The following is a 21656-nucleotide window of genomic DNA, read 5'->3' as shown; positions in this document are numbered from 1 at the left end:
ATCCCCTCCCCGCAGGCGGGGAGGGGAGACAAAGCGCAGCTTTGGCGGGGTGGGGTTCTTCGGGTTTAATAATCAAGCTGACATAATATGACAAGATCATCACAATTAGCAGTGCGGATATTAAGAGTTATGACTGACCTCAGATTTTGCCGTGCGTGGTAGCCCCATCACCGCATCTTCTGTAAATAACAATACATCTACCCCTTGTGGATAAGCTAGGTGATTCTTCTCCCAAAAATTCCCAAAATGGCGATGAAGATTGGGCGCGATCGCTCTCTTGTCCAAAATTCCTGGCCCTGTCAGCACCACAGGTTGCCCTCCTGACCAACTTTCCACCAGCATGACGGTGCGATCGCCCTGCAACATAGCCAAAACCTGCGTTAGCTGCGCTCGCCGTAGGCATCGCCTCAGATCCTGCTTGGCTCTCTAGTTGCAGCACACAGCGAGTCATGGTAATTTCTCCCAAGTTAAATGGCTCTCCTGTACCCCCAGCGCGTCCCCGAACCATCGTTAGACCAATCTCTGGAGAGCGTAAAAAACTATAACTGGGCAATGTACCTAATTTATTCACCAATTTCTCTAATAGCTCTAGTTCAGCTTTCGCTAGTGTTGCCATCCATGTTTGTCGTTGCGTCACGGTAGCCATAGGTCATACCATTTTGGATTTTGAATTTTAGATTTTGGATTGTCAAACAGTTAGTGAATAAGCTTTTTGGCACTCGAACTGTCGCAATCATTTTCAAAGTGATACCAATTTGAAAATGATTGATAAGTATGCGAATTGAAGACTACCAAATTTTCAATTCTGGCTCCTGACTTCTTTTTTGTTAAACTATTCTTAATTTTTCTAGACATCTAGATTAAAATAGACTAGTGCAATTTTAGTAAGTTGACAATGTGAATATTGATAATTGATATATGAACCATGAAGTGATGCCCATTTATGCCCATGACTCAGCTTGTTGATAGACAAAAGCAAATAATCAGGTAAGTAAAATGGCGAAAGAAATAGAGCGGAAATATTTAGTGAGAGGAGATAGCTGGAGAGAATTAGCTGAAGGTAGTGTATATCGTCAAGGATACATTGCCACACAAGACAAAGCGACTGTACGTATACGTATAGTCGGAGAAAAAAGTTATTTGACAATTAAAGGCCCCAATATCAAATATTCGAGATTAGAGTTTGAATATCCTATTCCTGTTGAAGATGCTCAAGAAATACTTGAGACATTGTGTGAACGTCCCTTTATAGAAAAAATCAGATATAAAATAGAGTCGGGTGGTTTAATTTGGGAAATAGATGAGTTTGATGGTGTTAATAAAGGACTAATTTTAGCAGAAGTTGAACTCAGTGATGAAAACCAACAAATTGAACTACCAAACTGGATTGGAGAAGAAGTTTCTGATGACTCCAGATATTTCAACAGCAATTTAGTAAAACACCCTTTTTCACAATGGTAATTGCTGAAATATTGCTGAGAAGCTAAGTTTGTGTAGCCGCGAATTCTATGAGACTGTTGGCGAATTTATAAGGGGTCTAACCCATCTTAGGGATTTCCAAATAAAAAAACATCCCAAATTTTCTTGTGGGATGGGTGTCCGCACTACGTGCCGCTACGCGAACACCCGTCCCATATTCAGGGCGGGCTTTCCTGCCCACCCCACAAGATGGATAATTTATTTCTTGTCAGTCCCTTACGTCATGTCGAAAAGCCTACAAAAAACCTAACCCCCTTCCCGACGCTCTAAGGGGGAAAATTCAAAGTCTCTCTCCTAAAAGGAGAGAGATTTAGAGAGAGGTTTTTCAGATAGTGTTTTCTCGGTCTAGAAACTGCTGTGTCAGATGGATGTATCTTTAGAAGTATAGTATTGCAGCACAAAGCTAGAGGTGCGTTGTTTACTACCGTAGGCATCCCCACCCTATCATTCGTAGATGATTCTCTCCTCGTTAATTGCCTCACTATTTAATTAGGGGCGATTCCCCTTTACCGGAGAATTACTAATAGAAAATCCCCGACGTGTGGGTTTAAGATTAGCTAATTCCACCTGAAAACTTACTTTGTCGCTCATTTCCCCACTTCTTGCTTCCAAAGTCCAGTTACCAGGACGCAAATACCAAAATAAAGAATTAGCTGACTGTGTATCTAGCTTTTCACCATTTAACCACCACTCTACAGGCGCAGATTTATTTCCCACTAGCTTAAATTCGAGTTTTTGCTTCGCTTCTTCACCTGGATAGAGTAAGAATAAATCGCCATGATGCGGAGATAAAATTCTCAAATTGGTAGAAGTAAAATTCGATTGCTGTTGTTTTGCCAACCACTCATCATACTCTGGTGGTAAATTGAATTGATTTTCACCTTCGTAGTTACTTTTATCTTCAGGATAGAAATATTCCTGCACTACTGAGGTACAATCTGGTGTTGGTCGTAACCCCGAAATTGCACAAACAGGTAATTGCACTAAACCTTCTGGAGGCGGAAAACCTGCTGGTTCTTGATGTTCGTGCAGATGTAACATAATCCGATTCCACAAGGGTGCAGCCCCTGTAACCCCTGAAACTTGTCGCATCGGTTCGCCGTTGAAATTGCCTACCCAAGTAGCGACAGTGTAATCTGTAGTAAAGCCAGCTGTCCAAGTATCACGAAAATTGGAAGAAGTGCCAGTTTTAACAGCAGTGGGAAAGGGTAAATTTAACACTGAGTCTACACCAAATGCTGTTGCACGAGCATGGTTGTCACTGAGTATGTTGGTGATTAATTGCCATATTGTCGTCGAATTTTGGATTTTAGATTTGGGATAGCGTAGCGTTAGCGAGTCTGCGAGCGTCTTTTGGATTGGGGAATTGGAAAATGTGCTTACTAAAGGGGTAGCATTTCCTTGTCGTGCTATAGTCAGGTAGGCATGGGCTAATTCCCAGAGACTGACTTCGCCACTACCCAAAGTCAAACCCAAACCATAATGTTCTGGAGTTTGATTGAGGTGTTCAAATCCCAGTTGATGCAGTCGTTCTAAGAAAGTTTCCACACCTACTTTTTCTAACACCCGCACTGCTGGTACATTCAGGGAATTTGCTAAAGCGATTCGCACCCGCACAGGGCCAAGAAAGCGTTCGGTATAATCTGTTGGGCTATAAAGTTTCGCGCCGGGAATTGCATAATGGGCGGGTACATCTGGTAAAATGGTATTCGGACGAATTAAACCTTTTTCTAAAGCTAATTCATATACAAAAGGCTTGAGGGTAGATCCTGGTTGACGTAGCGCCTGCACTCCATCATTGCGTCCGAGTTTGACTTCATTAAAGTAATCAGGCGAACCGACATAAGCCAAAACTTCACCAGTGCGGTTGTCAATTACCAATGCAGCTGCATCATGGACATTGTTAGCGGCGAGGGAAGAAATTACCTGCTGTACCTGTGCTTCGACAAACTGCTGCAAAGGGCGATTTATAGTCGTGCGAATAACGGATTGATCCCCCCAACCCCCCTTAAAAAAGGGGGCTTGATTCCCCCCTTTGTAAGGGGGGTTAGGGGGAATCTGACTGGCTAACCAAAATAAAAAGTGTGGTGCGGCGATAATTCCCCGTTGGCGAGACTGAAACACAACTTTTTCAGCGGATGTTCGTGTTGCGTTCGTCGAAGACGTTGGCGCAGCCATCGCACTACTTATATACTTTTCCTGTACCATGCGATTGAGGACGTATTTTTGTCGCTGTTTCAGCCGTTCCCAATGCTCGTAAGGGTTAAAATATGTGGGATTATTGGGAATAGCAGCCAACAAACTAGCTTGAGCAAGATTCAATTCACTAGCTGGGATGGAAAAATAAGTCCGGGCGGCTGCTTCCACACCATATATATTCCCTCCCATTGGCAGCCGATTGATATATGCAGCCAGGATTTCATCTTTGTTCATCCCTGCTGTTAACCGCCAAGATAGCCAAATCTCACTCAGTTTACCAGAGAAGTTGCGCGGCACAGGATCTAACATCCGCGCCAATTGCATCGTAATTGTGGAAGCGCCGGAAACAACTCTTTTGGCGTGGATGGCTTCTTTGATGGCGCGGATAACAGCTTTCATATCCAACGCCCCGTGATGGTAAAAGCTGCCATCTTCGGCGGCTAAAATGGCATGGGTAAACTGGGGCGAAACCTGATTCAGTCGTACTACTGATGTATGCTCTTGGTCACGGGTGAGTATTGTTCCTAATGGTAAACCATTGCGATCGCTAAATTGCATTGCCAACTGATTTTGGGCAATATCTGCGGCACGAATGGGCGCAAAATAAGGTATTAGGCGTACAACCAGGCAGATTACCAGCGCAGCCAGGATAACTTTAGTAGTTTTACGCAGTTTGTGCTTAATTTGGATTAGCGATCGTGAAATTAGTTTCATCAGGGAATCCCCTGTCTAAGAAAACTTACCTTAATTTTCCCGCCAACTTACTTATATCTACATCAGTAAATATGTCAATTCCTTAATAATTAATTTTTACTAACTTAGCAGTAAATTAATGTTTGCAAAATTTAAATACTTCTTTATAGTTAAGAATTGTAGTTATTTTTTGGAACAATCACACTGAGTTAGTTATCAATGTAAATAAACATAGTTAAATCCAAAATTTGAGTACAAATAACTAGTCATCTAATGTCCTTTATTAGCCTTGACATTGCCCAATCAATGAGGTAAGGCAAACTTTTATTTCGCTATAATTTGTGAATTTTGAATTACTAAAAATATGATTATCAGATTTTTACTCCGTTTCCACCATAAAATTCTCTATCTCGTCCTTGGCGTCCTTGGCGTTCTTGGCGGTTCGTTAAAAAAAATTGGACATTCCTCAAGGCGCAAGAGAAAAATACAGTTTATTCTTCTCTTTACATTTATGTTAGGAATGGCAGGGTGTAATTTTTTTGGTATCAACTCAGCTAAAGAACAACTACCAACAGTTTCCTCACTCACCCCGCCGAAACTACCAGACTGGATTGAACAAATTAGTCCCATTGGGGATGCGAAATCTCTTAACCAAATCCGCATCCGTTTTAAAGAAGCTTTAATTCCAGTTGAAAGTCTTGATAGTCCAGAACAGCAAAAAATATTACAAAAATTTGCACTGTCGCCGCCTTTACCCGGTCAATTTCGCTTTTTAACACCGCGTATGGTGGGATTTCAAGCTGATAAAGCATTACCAATAGCGACAAGATTTCAAGTTACCCTCAAAGCAGGTTTAGCCGATTTAAAAAATCATCGCCTAGACAAAGATTTGCCTTGGACTTTCAATACCGAATCTATCAACCTGACTAATTTACCTGGTGTCAATCCCATTGAGAAGGCTGATATTGAACCAATTGATTTACAACAGAAGTTGCAATTTACTTCCAATGTCGAATTGGATTTAGCTTCTGTACAAGAACATTTACAGTTAATTCCCGAAGGAAAAAACAAAGGTACAGGTTTTAAAGTCGAATTCAACAAAGAAGAAAAACCATTAAAAAATGAAGAAGACCCTTTAGAAAAATTTGACCCTTCAGCACGCAATTGGATTTATAACCTCATCTCACAACAAAATCTCGAAAAATCAACCCGTTATCGTTTGGTATTTTCTCCCGGAATACGTCCTGCTTATGGCAATCTACCTACAGAGAAAGAATTTGCCACTAAGTTAGCAACTTATTCGCCTTTGGCATTTCAGAAAATTAACTTTTATGGACAGCCAGATTCGGGGGGAACTTTTGGAAGATTTCTTAAAGGCAGTCCGCAGCTAGAATTTAATAATGTTTTATTGCCAGATTCAGCTAAAGAAAATATTACCATTAATCCAGCACCAAAAGCCATTGCGAGAATTATCCAAATAAATGATGAAGATAAAATTGTTGTCATCAATCCTTATGCGCTAGAACCTGCCAAGAGTTATACAATTACTATCGGTGGAAATCTCAAAGATAAGTTTGGGCAAACTTTGGGTAAACCTGTCACAGTTAAATATGATACTGGAGATTTAGCTGGTGATATCTGGGTACCATCAGATTTGAATATTTTCCCTACAGATAAAGATTTACAGCTAAATATTAGTACGGGAAATCTGCCAGAATCTAAGTACAAAGCAGCTTATCGAGTAGTTAAACCGACAGATTTAGTTTATTTTAATAATAGTATTGATTTATTACCACAACCTTCTGATTGGCAAAGCTTTAAGGTATCGGGTAAGAAAAATCAATCAGTTGACGTTGCTGTTCCTCTCCGAGAAAAAATAAGTTCTACTACGGGAATGTTAGCTTACGGAGTGCAAGCCCGCACTAATAAATATCAGGAGAATGGTAAGGAATTGTGGCGTGAACCTACAACTTATGGCTTGGTTGAATTGACGAATTTGGGCGTATTTACTCAGTGGTTTCCTGAGTCAGGCTTAATTCGCGTTAATCATCTTACAGATGGTTCGCCAGTTAAAGCGGCGGCTGTGGAAATTTATCAATCAAAATTACAGGCAAAATCTCGCCCGGAACCTGTACCTTGTGCAACGGGTAAAACTGATGAAAATGGAATTTTTAGAATTATTCGTGAAGGATTACCGCAATGTTATTCTGGGAATGAAAGTTCTAGTAAATCACCACAATTATTAGTAATTGCCCGTGAGAATCAAGATTGGGCATTTGCTAGAACAGAAGAATATAGCGGCGTTTATGGATATGGTATTGATGCAGGTTGGCAAGATGCTAAACCCGAATCACGCGGGGTAATTTTCTCGGATAGACAGTTGTATCAACCAGGCGAAAAAGCTTGGTTGACTGGGTTTGCTGACTATTTACAAAATGGTGCAATTCAGCAAGATAAAAATGCTGTTTATCAATTAACTTTAGTAAATCCTGATGGACAAAAGACCAATTTAGGTACGCAAACTACAAATGAATTTGGCACATTTTCTCTGGAACTGCCAATCCAAACTACTCAGCGCTTAGGCTACCATACAATCCAGGCTAAGGGAAAGAACGGGCAAGAAATTTCTGGCGAATTCCGTGTAGCTGAGTTTAAGCCACCCAATTTTAAAGTCGAACTCAACTTAGATAAAGAATTTGCTCTCATTGACGACAAAGTTGATATTAATGCTACAAGTAGTTATTTATTTGGTGCGCCTGTAGAAGGTGGAGAAGCAAAATACTTTATTACTCGTCAGCAGGCTAATTTTGTTCCTAAAGGTTGGGAGGAATTTGCTTTTGGTAGACAATGGTTGTGGCCGGAGGAAACTCCTACTATATCTAGTGATGTGTTGCAAACTAATGCCCAGCTAGATGCTAATGGTAAAAGTAGTCAAACTGTAAACGTGGCTAAGGATTTACCATATGCAATGACATACCAAGTAGATGTGCAAGTTGCAGATGTTTCTAATCTATCTGTAGCGAATTCCAAAACTTTTACAGCTTTACCAAGTAATCGCCTCATCGGGTTAAAAAGCAATTTTCTCGCTGATGCTGGCAAGGCTTTTCCGATTGAAGTGATTGTTACTGATCCTACAGGAAAACCGATAACAGGTCAACGGGTGCGCCTGGAATTACAACAGATTAAATACAGCAGCGTCACGCAGTTGGTGGAAGGTAGCCAAACACCAAAAAATCAAGTTGAATATAAAACAGTCGGACAAGCAGAAATTACATCTGCTAGCAATCCGCAATCGGTAAGTTTAACAGCACCGGAATCTGCTTCATATCGGATTAGAGTTAATTTCAGCGATGCTAAAAGTGAATTAAGTGCCACAGATTTACAAATTTGGGCAACTGGAGAAAATCCTGTATTTTGGGGTTCTAGAGAACAAGATGTCTTAGAAGTTAAATTAGATAAAAAAGAGTTCAAACCAGGAGAAATTGCTACTGCACTAATTCAATCTCCCTATCCAGATGCAGAATTGTACTTTGCTGTGATTAAAGACAAACCCCTTTATCAGCAGATTATCAAAGTTCAGGGAGGCACACCAAAAATCCAGTTTAAAGTCACGCCAGAAATGCTGCCCAATGCAGCCATTGAAGCTGTATTAGTAAGACAAGGTAAACCCATAAATCAAGTGGAAGCGGGAAGTTTAGATAACTTGGTGAAGATTGGTTTTACACCTTTTAAAGTTAACTTAGAAGAGAAATATTTAAAACTGCAAGTTAAGCCAGTGCAAGCATCACTAGAACCTGGTGCAGAGGAAACAGTACAGCTAGAATTGAAGGACAATCAAGGAAACCCCACCAAAGGACAGTTTACAGTCATGGTGGTAAATGAGGCGGTGTTACAACTTTCTGGTTATCGTCCGCCAGATTTGGTGGATACAGTTTATGCAGAACAGATAATTTCTACCCGCTTTAGCGATAATAGACCGGCTGTAATATTACAACCACAAGATGTAGCTAAACCCAAAGGTTGGGGTTATGGCGGTGGTTTCTCAACTGGTGCAGCTAATACTCGCACTCGCACGGATTTTCAAGCCTTAGCTTACTACAATGGTTCTGTCCTCACTGATGCAAATGGTAATGCACAGATAACCTTTAAACTCCCGGATGACTTAACTACATGGCGGGTGATGGCTGTGGCCACCGATGGAAATCTGCGTTTTGGGAATGGGGACGCGACGTTTATCAGCACTAAGCCACTGCTAACTAATGCCATCTTGCCACAATTTGCCCGTCCAGGCGATCGCATCCTTGCTGGTTTATCTGTAACTAACAACACCGGAAATACAGGAAATCTCTCAATTAATGGCGAACTTAGCGGTAATGTCAAGTTTGCTGACAAAAACCCCACAACTACTTCTTTGCAAACCAAAGCTGAATCTGCAACTCATGCTTATCGCTTTCCAATGGTGGCGGATAGTGTGGGAGTTGGTAAAGTTCGCTTTACCACTCAGCTAAATGGTACAGCCGCAGATGCTTTTGAAGTACCTTTGGAAGTTCAGCCAATTGAAATTACAGAACAAGTCGTTGAAACTGGTGTCACTGAAAAACAGGTGAAGATTCCCCTGAATGTTGATAAAAATACCTTCCCTGATGCGGGAGGTTTAGATATTCAATTGGCGAGTACTTTGATACCGGAGATTCAAGCACCAGCAAAGCAGGTTTTAAAAGATGATGATTTGCCGTTTACTGAACCGGCGGCGAGTCAGTTAACAATTGCTGCCAATCTGCAAACTATTGCCCAAAAATATGGTCAAGCATTTGCAGAATTTAATCCCACCCAACAGGCAAGTCAAGCAATTGAAAAATTACAAAAACTCCAAATAGCAGATGGTGGTTTTGCAGCTTTCCCCGGACAAGAAAAATCTGACCCTTGGATTTCTTCTTATACAGCTGAGTCTTTGGCTAAAGCCAGTCAGGTGTTCCCTAATTTAGTCGATTCTGCAATGGTGTCTCGCCTGAAAGTTTATCTGCAAAAAGTTTTAGCAAATCCCGGAGAATACGATTTTTGCAAACAGCAACTATGTAAAAGGCAACTGCAACTTAATGCTTTAATCGCACTGACACAAATTGGTGAAAAACGCAATACTTTTCTTGCAGATATTTATGAACAACGCAATAACTTTGATGTAGTAACTCAAATTAAACTAGCGCGATACTTATCTCAATTCCCAGAATGGCAAGACGAATCTCAACAATTAGTGAACAAGTTACAACAGAATATATATGAAACTGGTCGCACAGCAGTTGTAAGTTTTCCATCTAGTTGGGGATGGATGAGTTCGTCTACCGCGACGCAGGCGGAAGCTTTACGTTTATTTATTGCCAAGCAAAGTAAACCCGAAGTTATAGATAAGTTATTCCAAAGTCTTCTGGCATTGCGACGGAATGGCACATGGCAAACTAACTATAACAATGCCCAAGCATTAACAGCTTTGGTAGAATATAGCCAACTGCAACCCACGCCGCCTAATTTTGTCGCCACAATGGAATTAGCTGGTAATAAGTTAGGAGAAAATCGGTTTGATGGCTATAAAAATCCTAGCTTACAGCTAAATGTGCCGATGAATAAATTACCTCGTGGTCGTAATGATTTAACGCTGCAAAAATCAGGTAATGGCATTTTACACTATCTGGTTGCTTATAATTATCGCTTGCAAGGAAATCAATCAGGCAGATTTAACGGCTTACGAGTAACACGGGAAATTAGCAAATTAAATGAAGAGAAAGTTCTGCAAAGAACAGGTCTTTACGCTTTCGATAAACCCTTGACTTTAGCCTCTGGACAGGTGTTTGATATTGGTTTAGAAATTATTGCCGATCGCCCCGTAGATCATATAGTAATTAAAGATCCGCTACCATCGGGTTTTGAGGCGGTGGATGCAAGTTTCCAAACTACCACAGCTGCATTACAAGCAAAAGCCGATAGCTGGGAACTTGGCTTTAAAAATATCTACCGCGATCGCATTATCGCCTACGCCGACCACCTAGAACCAGGAGTTTATAGCCTCCATTACTTAGTCCGTTCTGTGACTCCTGGTACATTTTCTTGGCCTGGTGCCCAAGTTCACCTGCAATATGCACCAGAAGAATTTGGGCGTACTGCTGAGTCTACATTGGTGGTTGAGGAGCATTCCTGATGATTTATAGCTTAGTTGTCTGCTCCTCTGTAAAATAGAAATGAATAATAAAACGCCGTGTGCAACTTTCTCTCAAACCTAACCCCCAACCCCTTTCCTACAAGGGAAGGGGAGTAAGAATCAAAGCCTCTCGGACTGTAGGGGAGAGGAATGGAAGCGGGGTTCCAAGAAAAAGTTGCACATCGCGTGAATAAAAGCAAGCTTTAGCTTTCAGGAGAAGCTTTGCTATGACTGTAAACATTAATATTCAAGAAGCAGAAGTTGCTTTTTCTGAACTTTTGAATCGGGTGAGTCGGGGCGAAGAAATTACAATTACTCAAGACGGAATAGCAATTGCCCGTTTAGTACCTGTTAATCAAAATCCTCTCCAGCGAATACCAGGAAGTGTTAAAGGATTAATCACAATTTCTCCAGATTTTGATGCTCCTTTACCTGATGATATACTAGCTAGCTTTGAAGGATGAGATTACTTTTTGACACCCATACTTTTCTTTGGTGGATCACTGATAGTTCTCGTTTATCATCTATGGTTAAGGCAACTATCAGCGATCGCAACAATGAGTTATTTTTTAGTGCAGCTAGTGCTTGGGAAATAGCCACGAAAGCCCAGCTAGGTAAGTTACTTTTGCCAAAAAATCCAGAGCAGTTTATTTCTGAGCAATTATTGATTAATTCTATTGACAATACTGCTCGGTTAAGAGTCAATCCCCCCAATTCCCCTTAAAAAGGGGGGCTAAAAATGCCTTATTTTTCCCCCTTTTTAAGGAGGACTAAGGGGGATCTCAAATGACTATGCACCTTAACCGAGCAGTATTGAATTGCGATCGCATTATCAGGAAATCCACCCCAATAAATTGCCCAACAACTGAAAGATTTATTCATTAAAATAAATTTACGCCCATATTTAGAACGCCACGGACTGACCTTTGATGAAGAAAAATTGAGGAATCTTATAGTAGATAAACACGGTAGTTGAAAGACAGGCGATCGCGCTACTGTAAACGTAATTATAAATGGCGATCGCACTATCGCTTTTCCTAAGTAACTTCACGATTTTTCTCGTGGTTCCTCACCAATAGCCCATCAATTACTGGCTCAGAGGCATTGCCTAACTTGCCCAACGCCTTAGCAGCAATTCCACGTACATGAGAATTCGCATCTGCATCTGTGAGTAGTACCAATAACCCTTCCAGTACTGGCTCTGAAGTATTGCCTAACTTGCCCAACGCCTCGGCAGCGATGCCACGCACATGAGAATTCGCATCTATGAGTAGTACCAATAACCCTTGCAGTACTGGCTCTGAAGTATTGCCTAACTTGCCTAACACCTCGGCAGCAGTGCTACGCACATGAGAATTTTGATGTGTAAGCAGAGCTAGTAGCCCTTGCAGGACTGTCTCTGAGTCCTTGTTTAACCGTCCCAACACCTTACCCGCCTTGGAACGTATTTGAGCATCCTGATTGGTAAGCATAGATAGTAGTGCTTGTAGCACTGGCTCTGAGTTGTTGCCTAAATTGCCTAAGGTCTGAACCGCTGTGAAACGTACTTTAGAATCTTTATCTTTCAGAGCTTTGATGAGGGCAGGAGCAGCAGATTTAGCAGATAAACCAATCTTTCCTAGTTCTTCGGCAGCACGTTGCCTATCTCCTGTGTTTGCCTCTGGAGCAGACAAGTTGGCAATAAGTAGCCGAATACGCCGTTTCAGTTGTTCTTGTTTTAGCGCTTCCATATCTAGTCCTGCGAGTTTGCCTAGTTCCTCTGTCACGAAACTAGGTACTTTTGCTTCTGCGCCTTTGCTAATACAGCATTCTCTCAATGCTAGAAGAAAACCTTTAATTTCTTCTAGTTTATATAGATTGTTGTCTACTTTTGCCAGAAAGTCGCGCCAGCTTACGTCATTTTCATTGAGATGATTTACAATGTATAGTCCTGCTAAATATTCAGCTAAAGGGTCTAAGACAAACCTAATTGTGCCTGATTTTCCCGACTTAATTAAAAAAAGTTTTTTCTCAAAATGCTCAAGGGCGTTGTCAGCTTTTTCTTTTCCCAAGGCATCAATTACAGACGTTCGCTCTACATAACTTGGCTTATAGTTCTGCTCAAGGCATTTCCAAGCAATTAGCTTGGCATCTGGCTCAAGCGTATGATATTCCTCGGCTGTACGTCTTTCTACATCACGATTGAGCTTGCTTAGGTGTTCAATTATCAGATCAGGGATGTTATCAAGTGAGTGTTGACTGAGTGAAGCATTCTCTTTAGCATTAATCATTCGCTCTGCATACAGTTTAGCCAGCAAAACAGTAATTGTTTTCTTATCACCCACTATGCGTGCAAGTTGGGCACATTCTTGTAAAAAATCTTCCTGATCCTCTTCAAACAGTTCCCATTTATCGCACTGTTTCAAGTACTGCTCGATAAAGTATGCCAACTTACCGCCATCAAAGCGCAAAGTCTTTATTTTAGTGTCAATGCCGTTAAACTTTTCCTCAATGCGCGAAGTAACCACTAAAGCATTAGCTGGAAACTCTCGGAAGTCGGGATTAATCTGGTCACGGGTTTGTTGACCCATCTCAGAAAAATGATCCACAATCAAAAGAATCCGGCGCTGTCGCAGGAGTTGTTCTACTAGCAATTCATCAACAATCTTTTGTTCGCCGTCACTCAACTCCTGGATTTGTCCTACAATTTCTTCAATCAAAAGCTTCATGCCTTCCCCTGATTGTGATTTTAGTTCTTGCTCAATTAGAACAGGTAACATCAAGTGTTTGGCCAAGCGTTTGGAATCGTTCTTTTCAATTGCCCATTTTGCAATTTGACAGGCAATAGTTGTTTTTCCTGAACCTCCTTCTCCCCAAATCAGCAGTCGTACTCGCTTTTCTGTTTCAAAAGTTTTTCTTAAATCTATTGCTGTCAGTTCCTCAATCTCCTGCTTATTGAACTCCACAGGAAGAGAAACGTAATCTTTGCGCTCATCAATGGTTTCATTCTTTAAAAATTTTTTCTCAAAAGTATTAATGTCTTTCTGAACCCAAGCATCCAATACTCTAGGACGATATTTTAACCAAATTACAAAACCAAGTGGAAATTTGAACTCGGCTGGTGTGATTGGTGTTTTCGGAACCTTCAATTCCGCAGGTAGTCGTAGCAGCAATAGGGGATAGAATCGAAGAATTCCCAAGTACAAAACTACCACAACTGCAAGCGTAGCTGCTGTTACAGTCCAAGGTAGATCCTGCTGCTTATCTTCATCAGATTTTTCACCTTCCTGTTGCTTTTGCTCCTGAGGTGGTAAATTTGTCTTTTTTGAATCAGCAGGCTTACTCGGTTGCGGTTTAGACTGTGCTGGTGTTTGAGCGTACAGCACACTACTTTCTTGCTTAGTATTTGCTTGTGCCCAATTATGACTTGTCAACAACAGGGGAAATACAACTCCCAAAAGAGAAACTTTCAGCAATCCTAAGAAGGGTAGTCTTGCGTTTACATACATAAAATCAACTGGGCGCAAGGGGGATATTACTGAGATATTATGCTAATTCTCGGATTTTGGCCAGATTCAACTAGCACAGACGCGCTCAAAGCTTGTCGTTAGATATTTCGTTTTACCAACTATAACTAAACTACAAACGCGATCGCTTTCTTTAAGACTTCACAACTACCCATTGCGTCACACCCGCCATTCCTCGCCAGCCCAAAAATTTACCAATAGGTTCCGCCCGTTGAATGGCAATACGAGTTAAATCACCACCGACTCGTTCATACCATTGAAATAAAGTTTGCTCACCCTCTACTGTCACGACATTTGCCACCAAACGTCCACCCGATCGCAATGCTTCCCAGCAAACATCAAAAAGCCCCGTTGCTGTTACGCCACCACCAATAAAAATGGCATCTGGTCTAGGCAAATCTTTCAGAACATGAGGTGCTTGACCTTCAATTATTTGCAGATTTGGAGTACCGAGAGTAGCGGCATTATCGGCAATATATAGTAGTCTAGACGCATTTTGTTCGATCGCGATCGCCCGACACCGAGCATGACTCCGCATCCATTCAATAGAAATTGAGCCGCAACCCGCGCCAACATCCCACAATAATTCTCCCGGTGTAGGTGCCAAAGCTGCCAAGGTGATTGCCCTAACCTCACGCTTAGTTAACTGTCCATCGTGGTTGTAGGCGTTATCTGGTAATCCTGGTAATCTTGGTAATGGGACAACCCCAGCATCAGCAATACAATAAACTGCGATCGCATTCAAAGCAGCAACTTCAGTTTGACTCCAGGATGCAGCCGTACCTTCCACAATTCTTTCATGAGTGCCACCCATACGCTCCAAGACGGTGATTTTACTGCCACCATAGCCGCGATTTGTCAAAATTTGAGCAACAATGGCGGGCGTGTCCTTCCCTTCACTCAAAATCAACAACCGCGCTTTTGGATAGATATAAGACTGGAGTAGGGACGATGGACGACCATTCAAACTCAAGGTTTCCACCTCAGTTAAAGACCATCCCACCCTGGCACAGGCGAGGCTAAAAGCTGAAGGTGCGGGGATAATCGTCATTTCAGAGACGGGAATTCGCCGCATCAAGGTAACACCAATGCCGTAACACATGGGATCGCCGCTTGCGAGTACGCAGATTGACTGACCGCGACGCTGGATGATTTCGTCAACTGAGGCACTAATGGGGGATGTCCAGACTAGTTTTTCACGTTGGTCATCTGTAGGGAGCATTGCTAAATGGCGATCGCCTCCCACAATTACTTTAGCTTGATCGACTAGAGAACGAGCGATCGCGCTTAACCCCTGTAACCCATCTTCCCCAATACCGACGATAGAAAGCCATTTCTGTATCATGCTAATTCATGATTAATAATTATTACTTCATAACTAAGACTTGGCACTAATTCTAATTCTGAATTATTTTTGGTAGGATAATTGACAGTGCTGGATTGAGGATAACAGGATGAACTCACTCCCAGAAATAGAAGCCGCTATTATGCAACTGTCTGAAGGTGAAATGCGGGATTTATCAAACTGGCTCCAAGAATATCTCAATGATGCTTGGGACAAGCAAATTCAAGCAGATGCAAAATCGGGTCGATTCGATCAGTTAATCCAGCGTGCAAAAGCAGATATTGAAGCTAATCGGGTGAAACCGTTAGATGAAATCCTTAACAACCCCTGATTTTTGGCGCTCATATTCTGCACTTTCATCTGAACTTCAAGAGCAAGCTAGAAAAGCATATCGCCTTTGGATTAATAATCAATTTCATCCATCTTTGCATTTCAAAAAAGTAGGAGATGATTTGTGGTCAGTCAGGATTAGTGGTGGATATCGGGCACTAGCACTTAAGAAAGGTGAAGATTATTACTGGATCTGGATTGGGTCACATGATGAGTACGAGACGCTGATTGGATAAAAATATTGCTGCTTCAACCTTCACCCTTTAGATCAAGTTGCTACTTTATCGGCGATTACAAACAAGTAATCTCCTTGACTATTTTCATACTTCTTGACAATCTCGGTGATGCGTCCTGTATTAATATCTGCTGCTAGCCTTTGACACCCTGCTGTGATTTCCTCGGCAGAAGCTAACAAAGCAAAGGTAGAAATTCCAGAACGTACATTCTCCTCTAAATATATTTCAGGACGATATTTTCCACTATATAAAAATAGGTCTTGCAAATTTTCGGAAATAGAATAAGGTTCGATATCTACTGAATTAAAACCTACATCATTGAGAGCATATTTGACTTTTTCTAAACTTGGCATCTGTTCAGCAGATTTATGTATAGCTTCTGGAAAATATTCGACTAACCAATATTTGCTCATTTGCTCCGGTGTGGCAGTAAATAGTACAAAACGACCAGCCGCCAAGACACGGTAAATCTCCCGAAAAGCAGGAGTTAGTGCAGCAAAATGATGAATTGCTAGCGTGCATAACACACCAGAGAAACTTCCATCAGCATAAGGTAACTTCTCAGCTTCTGCAACTTGCCAAGCTACAACATTACTCTTATTTATAGCAGCATCAATCATCTGTGTTGACTGGTCTACTCCGTGCCAAACACCACCGTGTTTTGTTAAAGCCAGGGTGTAATTTCCTGTGCCACACGCCACATCTAGATATGAGAAATCTAATTTCACCTGAAGGTGTTTAGCTAATTGGGCAGCAATGTCAGGGTCAGCGCGACGAGTCAAATCATAGCCTTTACCAATTTGCTCATAAATAGCCATTTATTGAGTTCCTCCCAAATTCTTCAAATAGTGAACACTAGTTACTGATAACTGATATTGGTGTGGTATTTTGCCAAAAGTGAAATCGATAACTGAGGAATTTATAACAAATCAATTATCCAATCTTGTGGGGTGGGCATCTTGCCCGCCCAGAATCAAAGGCGGGCAAGATGCCCACCCCACAAGAAGTAATTGGATGTTTTTTTATTTGTCAGTCCCTCTGAGAACTGTTAAACCAGTGTTGGTGTTGCTTTCACAGCAAAAATTTTCTCAATCACATCTTCTACCACCTTATCTGGCGTGGAAGCACCAGAAGTAATTCCTACAACAATTTTTCCATCGGGCAACCAATTTTCTGTAGTTATTAACTGCCCATTTAATTGCCGATGTTCAATGGAATCTCCTGATTTAATACGTTCAACAGTATCAATATGATAAGAAGGAATTCCTCGCTCAAAAGCAATTTGTTGCAATTGAGTGGTATTCGAGGAATTAAACCCACCAATTACTACCATCAAATCTAAATTATGTTGCACTAATTCCAACATGGCATCTTGCCGTTCTTGGGTGGCATCACAAATAGTATTAAAGCTTTGAAAATGCTGATTTAACTCGGTGGGGCCATACTTCTGCAACATAGTCCGCTCAAAAACCTTACCGATTTGCTCAGTTTCGCCTTTAAGCATGGTAGTTTGGTTGGCAATACCAACTCTTTCTAAATCTTGATCAGGGTCAAATCCTAATGAACAAGCTTTAGCAAATTTTGTCAGAAATTCTCCACGGTTACCACCATTGATAATATAGTCAGCAACATAAGCTGCTTCTTGCAAGTTCAATACAATCAAATACTTGCCAGCAAAGGAACTAGTGGCAACTGTTTCTTCGTGCTTATATTTACCGTGAATTATTGATGTATAATCGATTTTTTTGTGCTTTTCTACTGTATTCCAAACTTTAGATACCCAAGGACAAGTTGTATCAACAATTTTGCAGCCTTTATCGTGAAGGATCTGCATTTCTTGAACGCTTGCCCCAAAAGCGGGTAATATGACTACATCACCAGTGCCAACAACAGAAAAGTCTTTATTCTTTCCTTCAATGGGGATGAATTCTACTTCCATCTCCTGCATCCGCCGATTCACAGAAGGGTTGTGAATAATCTCGTTAGTAATCCAGATGTGTTCTGTGGGGAAGTGCTGACGGGTTTCGTAGGCCATTGCCACAGCTCGTTCTACACCCCAGCAAAAGCCAAAAGCTTGTGCTAGTCGAATCGTCACATCACCCCGTTGTAGGGTGTAATTGCGATCGCGAATTTCCTGAATCAAGTTACTCTGATACTCAGATTGCAACTGGGTGGCAACTTCTGCTTGATGACCAAAGCCTTTGCGATTGTAATTTTCTGAATGTTGCAGGCTGCGCTTAAAAGCTTTTGTATCCATTAGATTTGTCTACTTAAACCACTATTTTTTATTTTCTCGCACCCAGACGCGATTTATACAGAGTTGTATTCAAAGATATTACTTCTTTTTGTCCTTTACCCTTTTTCCCCCGAAGGACGTTAACGTTAGGGTTTTAATTCGATTTCGCTATAAATCTGCAATGCAGAACGCCAAACTACATAGCCTTCAGGACTTAAGTGTAAGCCATCAGTAGTAAATTCGCGGCGGAGATTACCTTGCTTGTTGGTAAACAGGGGATATAAATCGAGATATTTGACACCTTTTTTGGTAGATATGCTTTGCAGTTGCTGATTCAACTCGCGAATGCGACTATTGGCAACAATCAACAGTTTATCTCGTCCTTTCCAAGTTGCTTCCTCTGCCCCATGTGGCAAAATCGATTGCACAACAATTTGCGCTGTGGGATGCACCTTTCGGAGGTAATTGATAATTTGCCGCTGATTATCTAGAATTACCCTGTCGCTCATCCCCCCAATTAGGTCATTAATGCCAATCATCACAAAAATCACCTCTGGCTGGGTGCGGTCAAATATCTTCAATCTTTTCAAAAGTCCATTACTGGTTTCGCCAGAAATTCCTTGATTGAGCCAACTTTTACCTTCGGGTAATAACTCAGGGGGAAACCACAAACTCAGAGAATCTCCCGCCAGTATGGTTAAATGCGGAGGACGTTGGTCAGCGGCAACTTTGGCTTCTTGCTTGAGAATATCTACCCACTCTTGGTAAGTGAGTTGGTGACGGCGACCTAAATCAGGTGTAGCAATTTGGCGCTCGCTGTTTAGGTTGATTTGCTCCGGGGATGTTATTATCCCAAAAAAAGCGGCCAATCTCTGCTGTTGCCAAATTAGCAGAATCACCGCCAACATCAGGATGCCGTTGGTTAACAGCGAGAAAAATGCCCAGATAGGAAAGGTTTTTGCAGAAGTAGACACGACTAGCCAAATTTACCAATTATTTGAATCAAATTTTAACGCTAGCGATCGCAAATCAGCCCAATTTTGGATTTTAGATTTTAGATTTTAGATTTTTTTTTCAATCCAAAATCCAAAATTCAAAATCCAAAATTGAATAACTCAGCACTCTTTACTAAGTGGGACGATCGCCAAACTCGGAGTTGTAACCTTCTTCACCGTGTTCGTTGATATCCAAACCTTGCAATTCAGCTTCCTCTTTGACTCGCAGCCCGACTGTAGCATCGATCACCTTAAGAATAATCCACGTACCAACACCTGCGATCGCATAGGCAACAGCAATTGCTGCTAGTTCAATTCCCAATTCACCCAAATTACCACGTAGCACTCCGTCTTTACCTCCTCCGTTGACTTGAGTCGTGGCAAAGATAGCCGTTAAAATTGCCCCGACTGTACCACCAACGCCATGCACGGGATAAGTATCTAAAGCATCGTCAATTTCTAGCTTGTGCTTGAAACTGATCGCATAGAAGCAAACAAAGGCGGTGATCAAACCAATTAAAATCGCTGATAGCGGTGTGACAAATCCGGCGGCAGGAGTGATACCCACCAAACCAGCAACGGCTCCGGTAGCTGCTCCCACGGCGGTTGGTTTACCCCGTAAACTTGCTTCTAAGATTAGCCACATTAAAGCCGCCGCCGCCGCCGCCGCATTGGTGGCAACAAAGGCTGTTGTTGCCACATTTGTGACTAAGTTACCAGAAGTTCCACTAGCAACAGATAGGGCACTCCCAGCGTTGAAGCCGAACCAACCAAACCACAGCAAGGCAGCACCTAACAAAATAAACGGAACGTTGTGCGGCGGGCTAAGACGATCGGGATGGGTTTTCCGAGGCCCAAGGACGATCGCAGCTACCAGGGCTGAAACGCCAGAACTAATATGAACTACTGTGCCACCTGCAAAGTCGAGGGCACCCAAACCACCATACAAACCTAAAAATCCACCTTTAGCCCATACCATGTGGGCCAGGGGAGCGTAAACAAAGGTTGACCACAGTAGGACAAACAGCGAATAGGCGCGGAAACTCATCCGCTCTGCGATCGCTCCTGAAATTAAGGCTGGGGTGATAATGGCAAACATGGCTTGGTAGATCATGAATGCCTGGTGGGGTATCGTTCCGGCATAGGAAACGACTTCCGGGGGATTTGAGCCTTTGAGATAATCGGTTATCTCTAACCCGACACCATTCAACCCAAGCCATTGCAATCCACCGATAAACGGTAAACCTGGCGCAAAGGAAAGACTATAGCCCCATAGAATCCAGGTAACTCCCACGATCGCCATCAACACAAAACTCATCATCAATGTGTTTAGGACGTTGCGCGATCGCACAAATCCACCATAGAAAAACGCCAATCCTGGTGTCATTAGTAGCACGAGTGCTGCTGAAATCAGCATAAATGCCGTATCTCCAGTATCAGCAGTAGGCAAAGCCGCACCTGGTGTTTGGGCAAAAGCATTGCCCATCAGCGGTATTCCCAAAATCAGTAGGGTGATAGCCCCAATCATCACAACTTTCTTCAACACTTGTTTTTCTTCCTAAGCACCAATGATTTGTATACTTAACTACATTTGATTACTTTTAGTTACACATTTTTGTCTTTAAAGATACTTAACTTTAATTTTCTGGAAATGTTAACAAAAATATAATCCTGATTGTAGTTGCCAAGATTTAAATAAGGGTGTATGGGTGCAATCATTGCATCGCATCTTTTTTTTGAAGAATAACATTTTATTCAAGCGCTACAAAATTCCAAATTTTTAGTTACCTACTGTTACAAACCAAGATACTTATGAGAATTTGCACAAATATGAGTTCTCTTTATATCTCCCGCCTAAACGCGTAGATATCAGCATGGCTGCTTCTCACCGATTAGTTGCTAAAAAAACTTTGCGATTTTGTGTGAGGTTATTATCTGTTAAAAAGCATCTATTGTAAAACTTATTGATCAAAAATAATATATAAATTTTATTTAATTTCTGGGTGCAAACATGATAATTAAAACACTTACTAAAGCTAGACAAGCTCCTATTAGGTCGTAGCGGTCTGGAGTTACCCCGTCTACCTTCCAACCCCAAAGCATTGCCATTGCGATAAACACGCCACCGTAAGCGGCATACACTCTGCCAAAATTTGCCGATTGGAGAGTTGCAATAACCCCATAGAAAGCTAAAGCAATTCCACCCAATATGCCCCACCAGAAAGGCTTACCTTCGCGCAACCACAACCAAATCAGGTAGCCGCCCCCGATTTCAAATAAACCAGCCCACAAAAAATACAGCAGGGACTTAATCATTGAACCGATTCTTTAATAAGGTCGAACTCAGTGAAATTACGCTAACGCTTTTAACTAAACTGTTGTCATTAATTAAAGTAAGTTTGTTGAACTGGGCATGGGGCATTGGGCATTGGGCATTGGGCATTGGG

16 protein-coding genes and 1 pseudogene are annotated in these 21656 nt (G+C 41.7%); 6 read left to right on the top strand and 11 right to left on the bottom strand.

What is annotated here, in order from left to right; all coding sequences use genetic code 11:
- Window positions 1–120: 120 nt before the first annotated feature.
- Both HWQ41_RS05740 and HWQ41_RS05735 read right to left on the bottom strand, forming a co-directional pair.
- Complete coding sequence (locus HWQ41_RS05740; protein ID WP_292760597.1) at window positions 121–342, bottom strand: phosphonate C-P lyase system protein PhnH; 222 nt, start codon at window positions 340–342, stop codon at window positions 121–123.
- A 55-nt stretch (window positions 343–397) separates the two neighbouring features.
- Window positions 398–616: pseudogene (locus HWQ41_RS05735) on the bottom strand (phosphonate C-P lyase system protein PhnG); the annotation flags it as partial.
- Between the two features lie 380 nt (window positions 617–996).
- On the opposite strand from HWQ41_RS05735, the gene HWQ41_RS05730 reads away from it, so the two are divergent.
- Window positions 997–1461, top strand: coding sequence for a CYTH domain-containing protein (locus HWQ41_RS05730; RefSeq protein WP_292760595.1), 465 nt, complete (start codon window positions 997–999; stop codon window positions 1459–1461).
- A gap of 507 nt (window positions 1462–1968) precedes the next feature.
- Here HWQ41_RS05730 and pbpC read toward each other — a convergent pair.
- Entirely contained in the window at window positions 1969–4392 is a 2424-nt protein-coding gene (gene pbpC / locus HWQ41_RS05725) for a penicillin-binding protein 1C (RefSeq protein ID WP_292760594.1), read from the bottom strand.
- A gap of 490 nt (window positions 4393–4882) precedes the next feature.
- Between pbpC and HWQ41_RS05720 the strand changes: the two genes are divergently transcribed.
- From HWQ41_RS05720 to HWQ41_RS05710, 3 genes are all read left to right on the top strand, one after another.
- The gene (locus HWQ41_RS05720; protein WP_292760599.1) at window positions 4883–10561 is read left to right on the top strand and encodes an alpha-2-macroglobulin; all 5679 of its coding nucleotides are present in this window, start codon (window positions 4883–4885) and stop codon (window positions 10559–10561) included.
- 227 nt (window positions 10562–10788) lie between these two features.
- A complete protein-coding gene (locus HWQ41_RS05715) occupies window positions 10789–11025 on the top strand; it encodes a type II toxin-antitoxin system Phd/YefM family antitoxin (protein WP_292760593.1) in 237 nt (78 codons plus the stop codon).
- A 62-nt stretch (window positions 11026–11087) separates the two neighbouring features.
- Complete coding sequence (locus tag HWQ41_RS05710; RefSeq protein ID WP_292760591.1) at window positions 11088–11285, top strand: hypothetical protein; 198 nt, start codon at window positions 11088–11090, stop codon at window positions 11283–11285.
- A 180-nt stretch (window positions 11286–11465) separates the two neighbouring features.
- Here HWQ41_RS05710 and HWQ41_RS05705 read toward each other — a convergent pair whose 3' ends face one another.
- The 3 genes from HWQ41_RS05705 to cbiE all read right to left on the bottom strand — a co-directional run bounded on the left by HWQ41_RS05705 (window position 11466) and on the right by cbiE (window position 15412).
- On the bottom strand, window positions 11466–11612 hold the full coding sequence (locus HWQ41_RS05705; RefSeq protein WP_292760590.1) for a hypothetical protein: 147 nt from the start codon (window positions 11610–11612) through the stop codon (window positions 11466–11468).
- The gene (locus HWQ41_RS05700; protein WP_292760588.1) at window positions 11599–14049 is read right to left on the bottom strand and encodes a HEAT repeat domain-containing protein; all 2451 of its coding nucleotides are present in this window, start codon (window positions 14047–14049) and stop codon (window positions 11599–11601) included. The genes HWQ41_RS05705 and HWQ41_RS05700 overlap by 14 nt, the downstream gene beginning before the upstream one ends.
- 151 nt (window positions 14050–14200) lie before the next feature.
- Window positions 14201–15412, bottom strand: a complete 1212-nt coding sequence (gene cbiE, locus HWQ41_RS05695; protein WP_292760586.1) for a precorrin-6y C5,15-methyltransferase (decarboxylating) subunit CbiE — start codon at window positions 15410–15412, stop codon at window positions 14201–14203.
- A gap of 109 nt (window positions 15413–15521) precedes the next feature.
- Here cbiE and HWQ41_RS05690 point away from each other — a divergent pair, with 109 nt between their 5' ends.
- Window positions 15522–15743, top strand: a complete 222-nt coding sequence (locus HWQ41_RS05690) for a hypothetical protein (RefSeq protein ID WP_292760584.1) — start codon at window positions 15522–15524, stop codon at window positions 15741–15743.
- The gene (locus HWQ41_RS05685; RefSeq protein WP_292760583.1) at window positions 15721–15978 is read left to right on the top strand and encodes a hypothetical protein; all 258 of its coding nucleotides are present in this window, start codon (window positions 15721–15723) and stop codon (window positions 15976–15978) included. The genes HWQ41_RS05690 and HWQ41_RS05685 overlap by 23 nt, the downstream gene beginning before the upstream one ends.
- 32 nt (window positions 15979–16010) lie before the next feature.
- Here HWQ41_RS05685 and HWQ41_RS05680 read toward each other — a convergent pair whose 3' ends face one another.
- From HWQ41_RS05680 to HWQ41_RS05660, 5 genes are all read right to left on the bottom strand, one after another.
- Window positions 16011–16796 carry a class I SAM-dependent methyltransferase gene (locus tag HWQ41_RS05680; protein ID WP_292760582.1) on the bottom strand — a complete coding sequence of 262 codons (786 nt, stop codon included), beginning with the start codon at window positions 16794–16796 and terminating at the stop codon, window positions 16011–16013.
- Window positions 16797–17026: 230 nt separating this feature from the next.
- Window positions 17027–18235 carry a 4-hydroxy-3-methylbut-2-enyl diphosphate reductase gene (locus HWQ41_RS05675; RefSeq protein ID WP_292760580.1) on the bottom strand — a complete coding sequence of 403 codons (1209 nt, stop codon included), beginning with the start codon at window positions 18233–18235 and terminating at the stop codon, window positions 17027–17029.
- Between the two features lie 125 nt (window positions 18236–18360).
- Window positions 18361–19188, bottom strand: a complete 828-nt coding sequence (locus HWQ41_RS05670; RefSeq protein WP_292760579.1) for an SGNH/GDSL hydrolase family protein — start codon at window positions 19186–19188, stop codon at window positions 18361–18363.
- A 154-nt stretch (window positions 19189–19342) separates the two neighbouring features.
- A complete protein-coding gene (locus tag HWQ41_RS05665; protein WP_292760577.1) occupies window positions 19343–20755 on the bottom strand; it encodes an ammonium transporter in 1413 nt (470 codons plus the stop codon).
- 446 nt (window positions 20756–21201) lie between these two features.
- Entirely contained in the window at window positions 21202–21525 is a 324-nt protein-coding gene (locus tag HWQ41_RS05660; RefSeq protein ID WP_292760576.1) for a YnfA family protein, read from the bottom strand.
- Window positions 21526–21656 lie beyond the last annotated feature (131 nt).

This window comes from Nostoc sp. NOS(2021) (assembly GCF_017115025.1).
GTDB lineage: Bacteria > Cyanobacteriota > Cyanobacteriia > Cyanobacteriales > Nostocaceae > Nostoc.
Note: the sequence above shows the minus strand (reverse complement) of the source record. Positions and strands in the feature narration are given on the sequence as shown.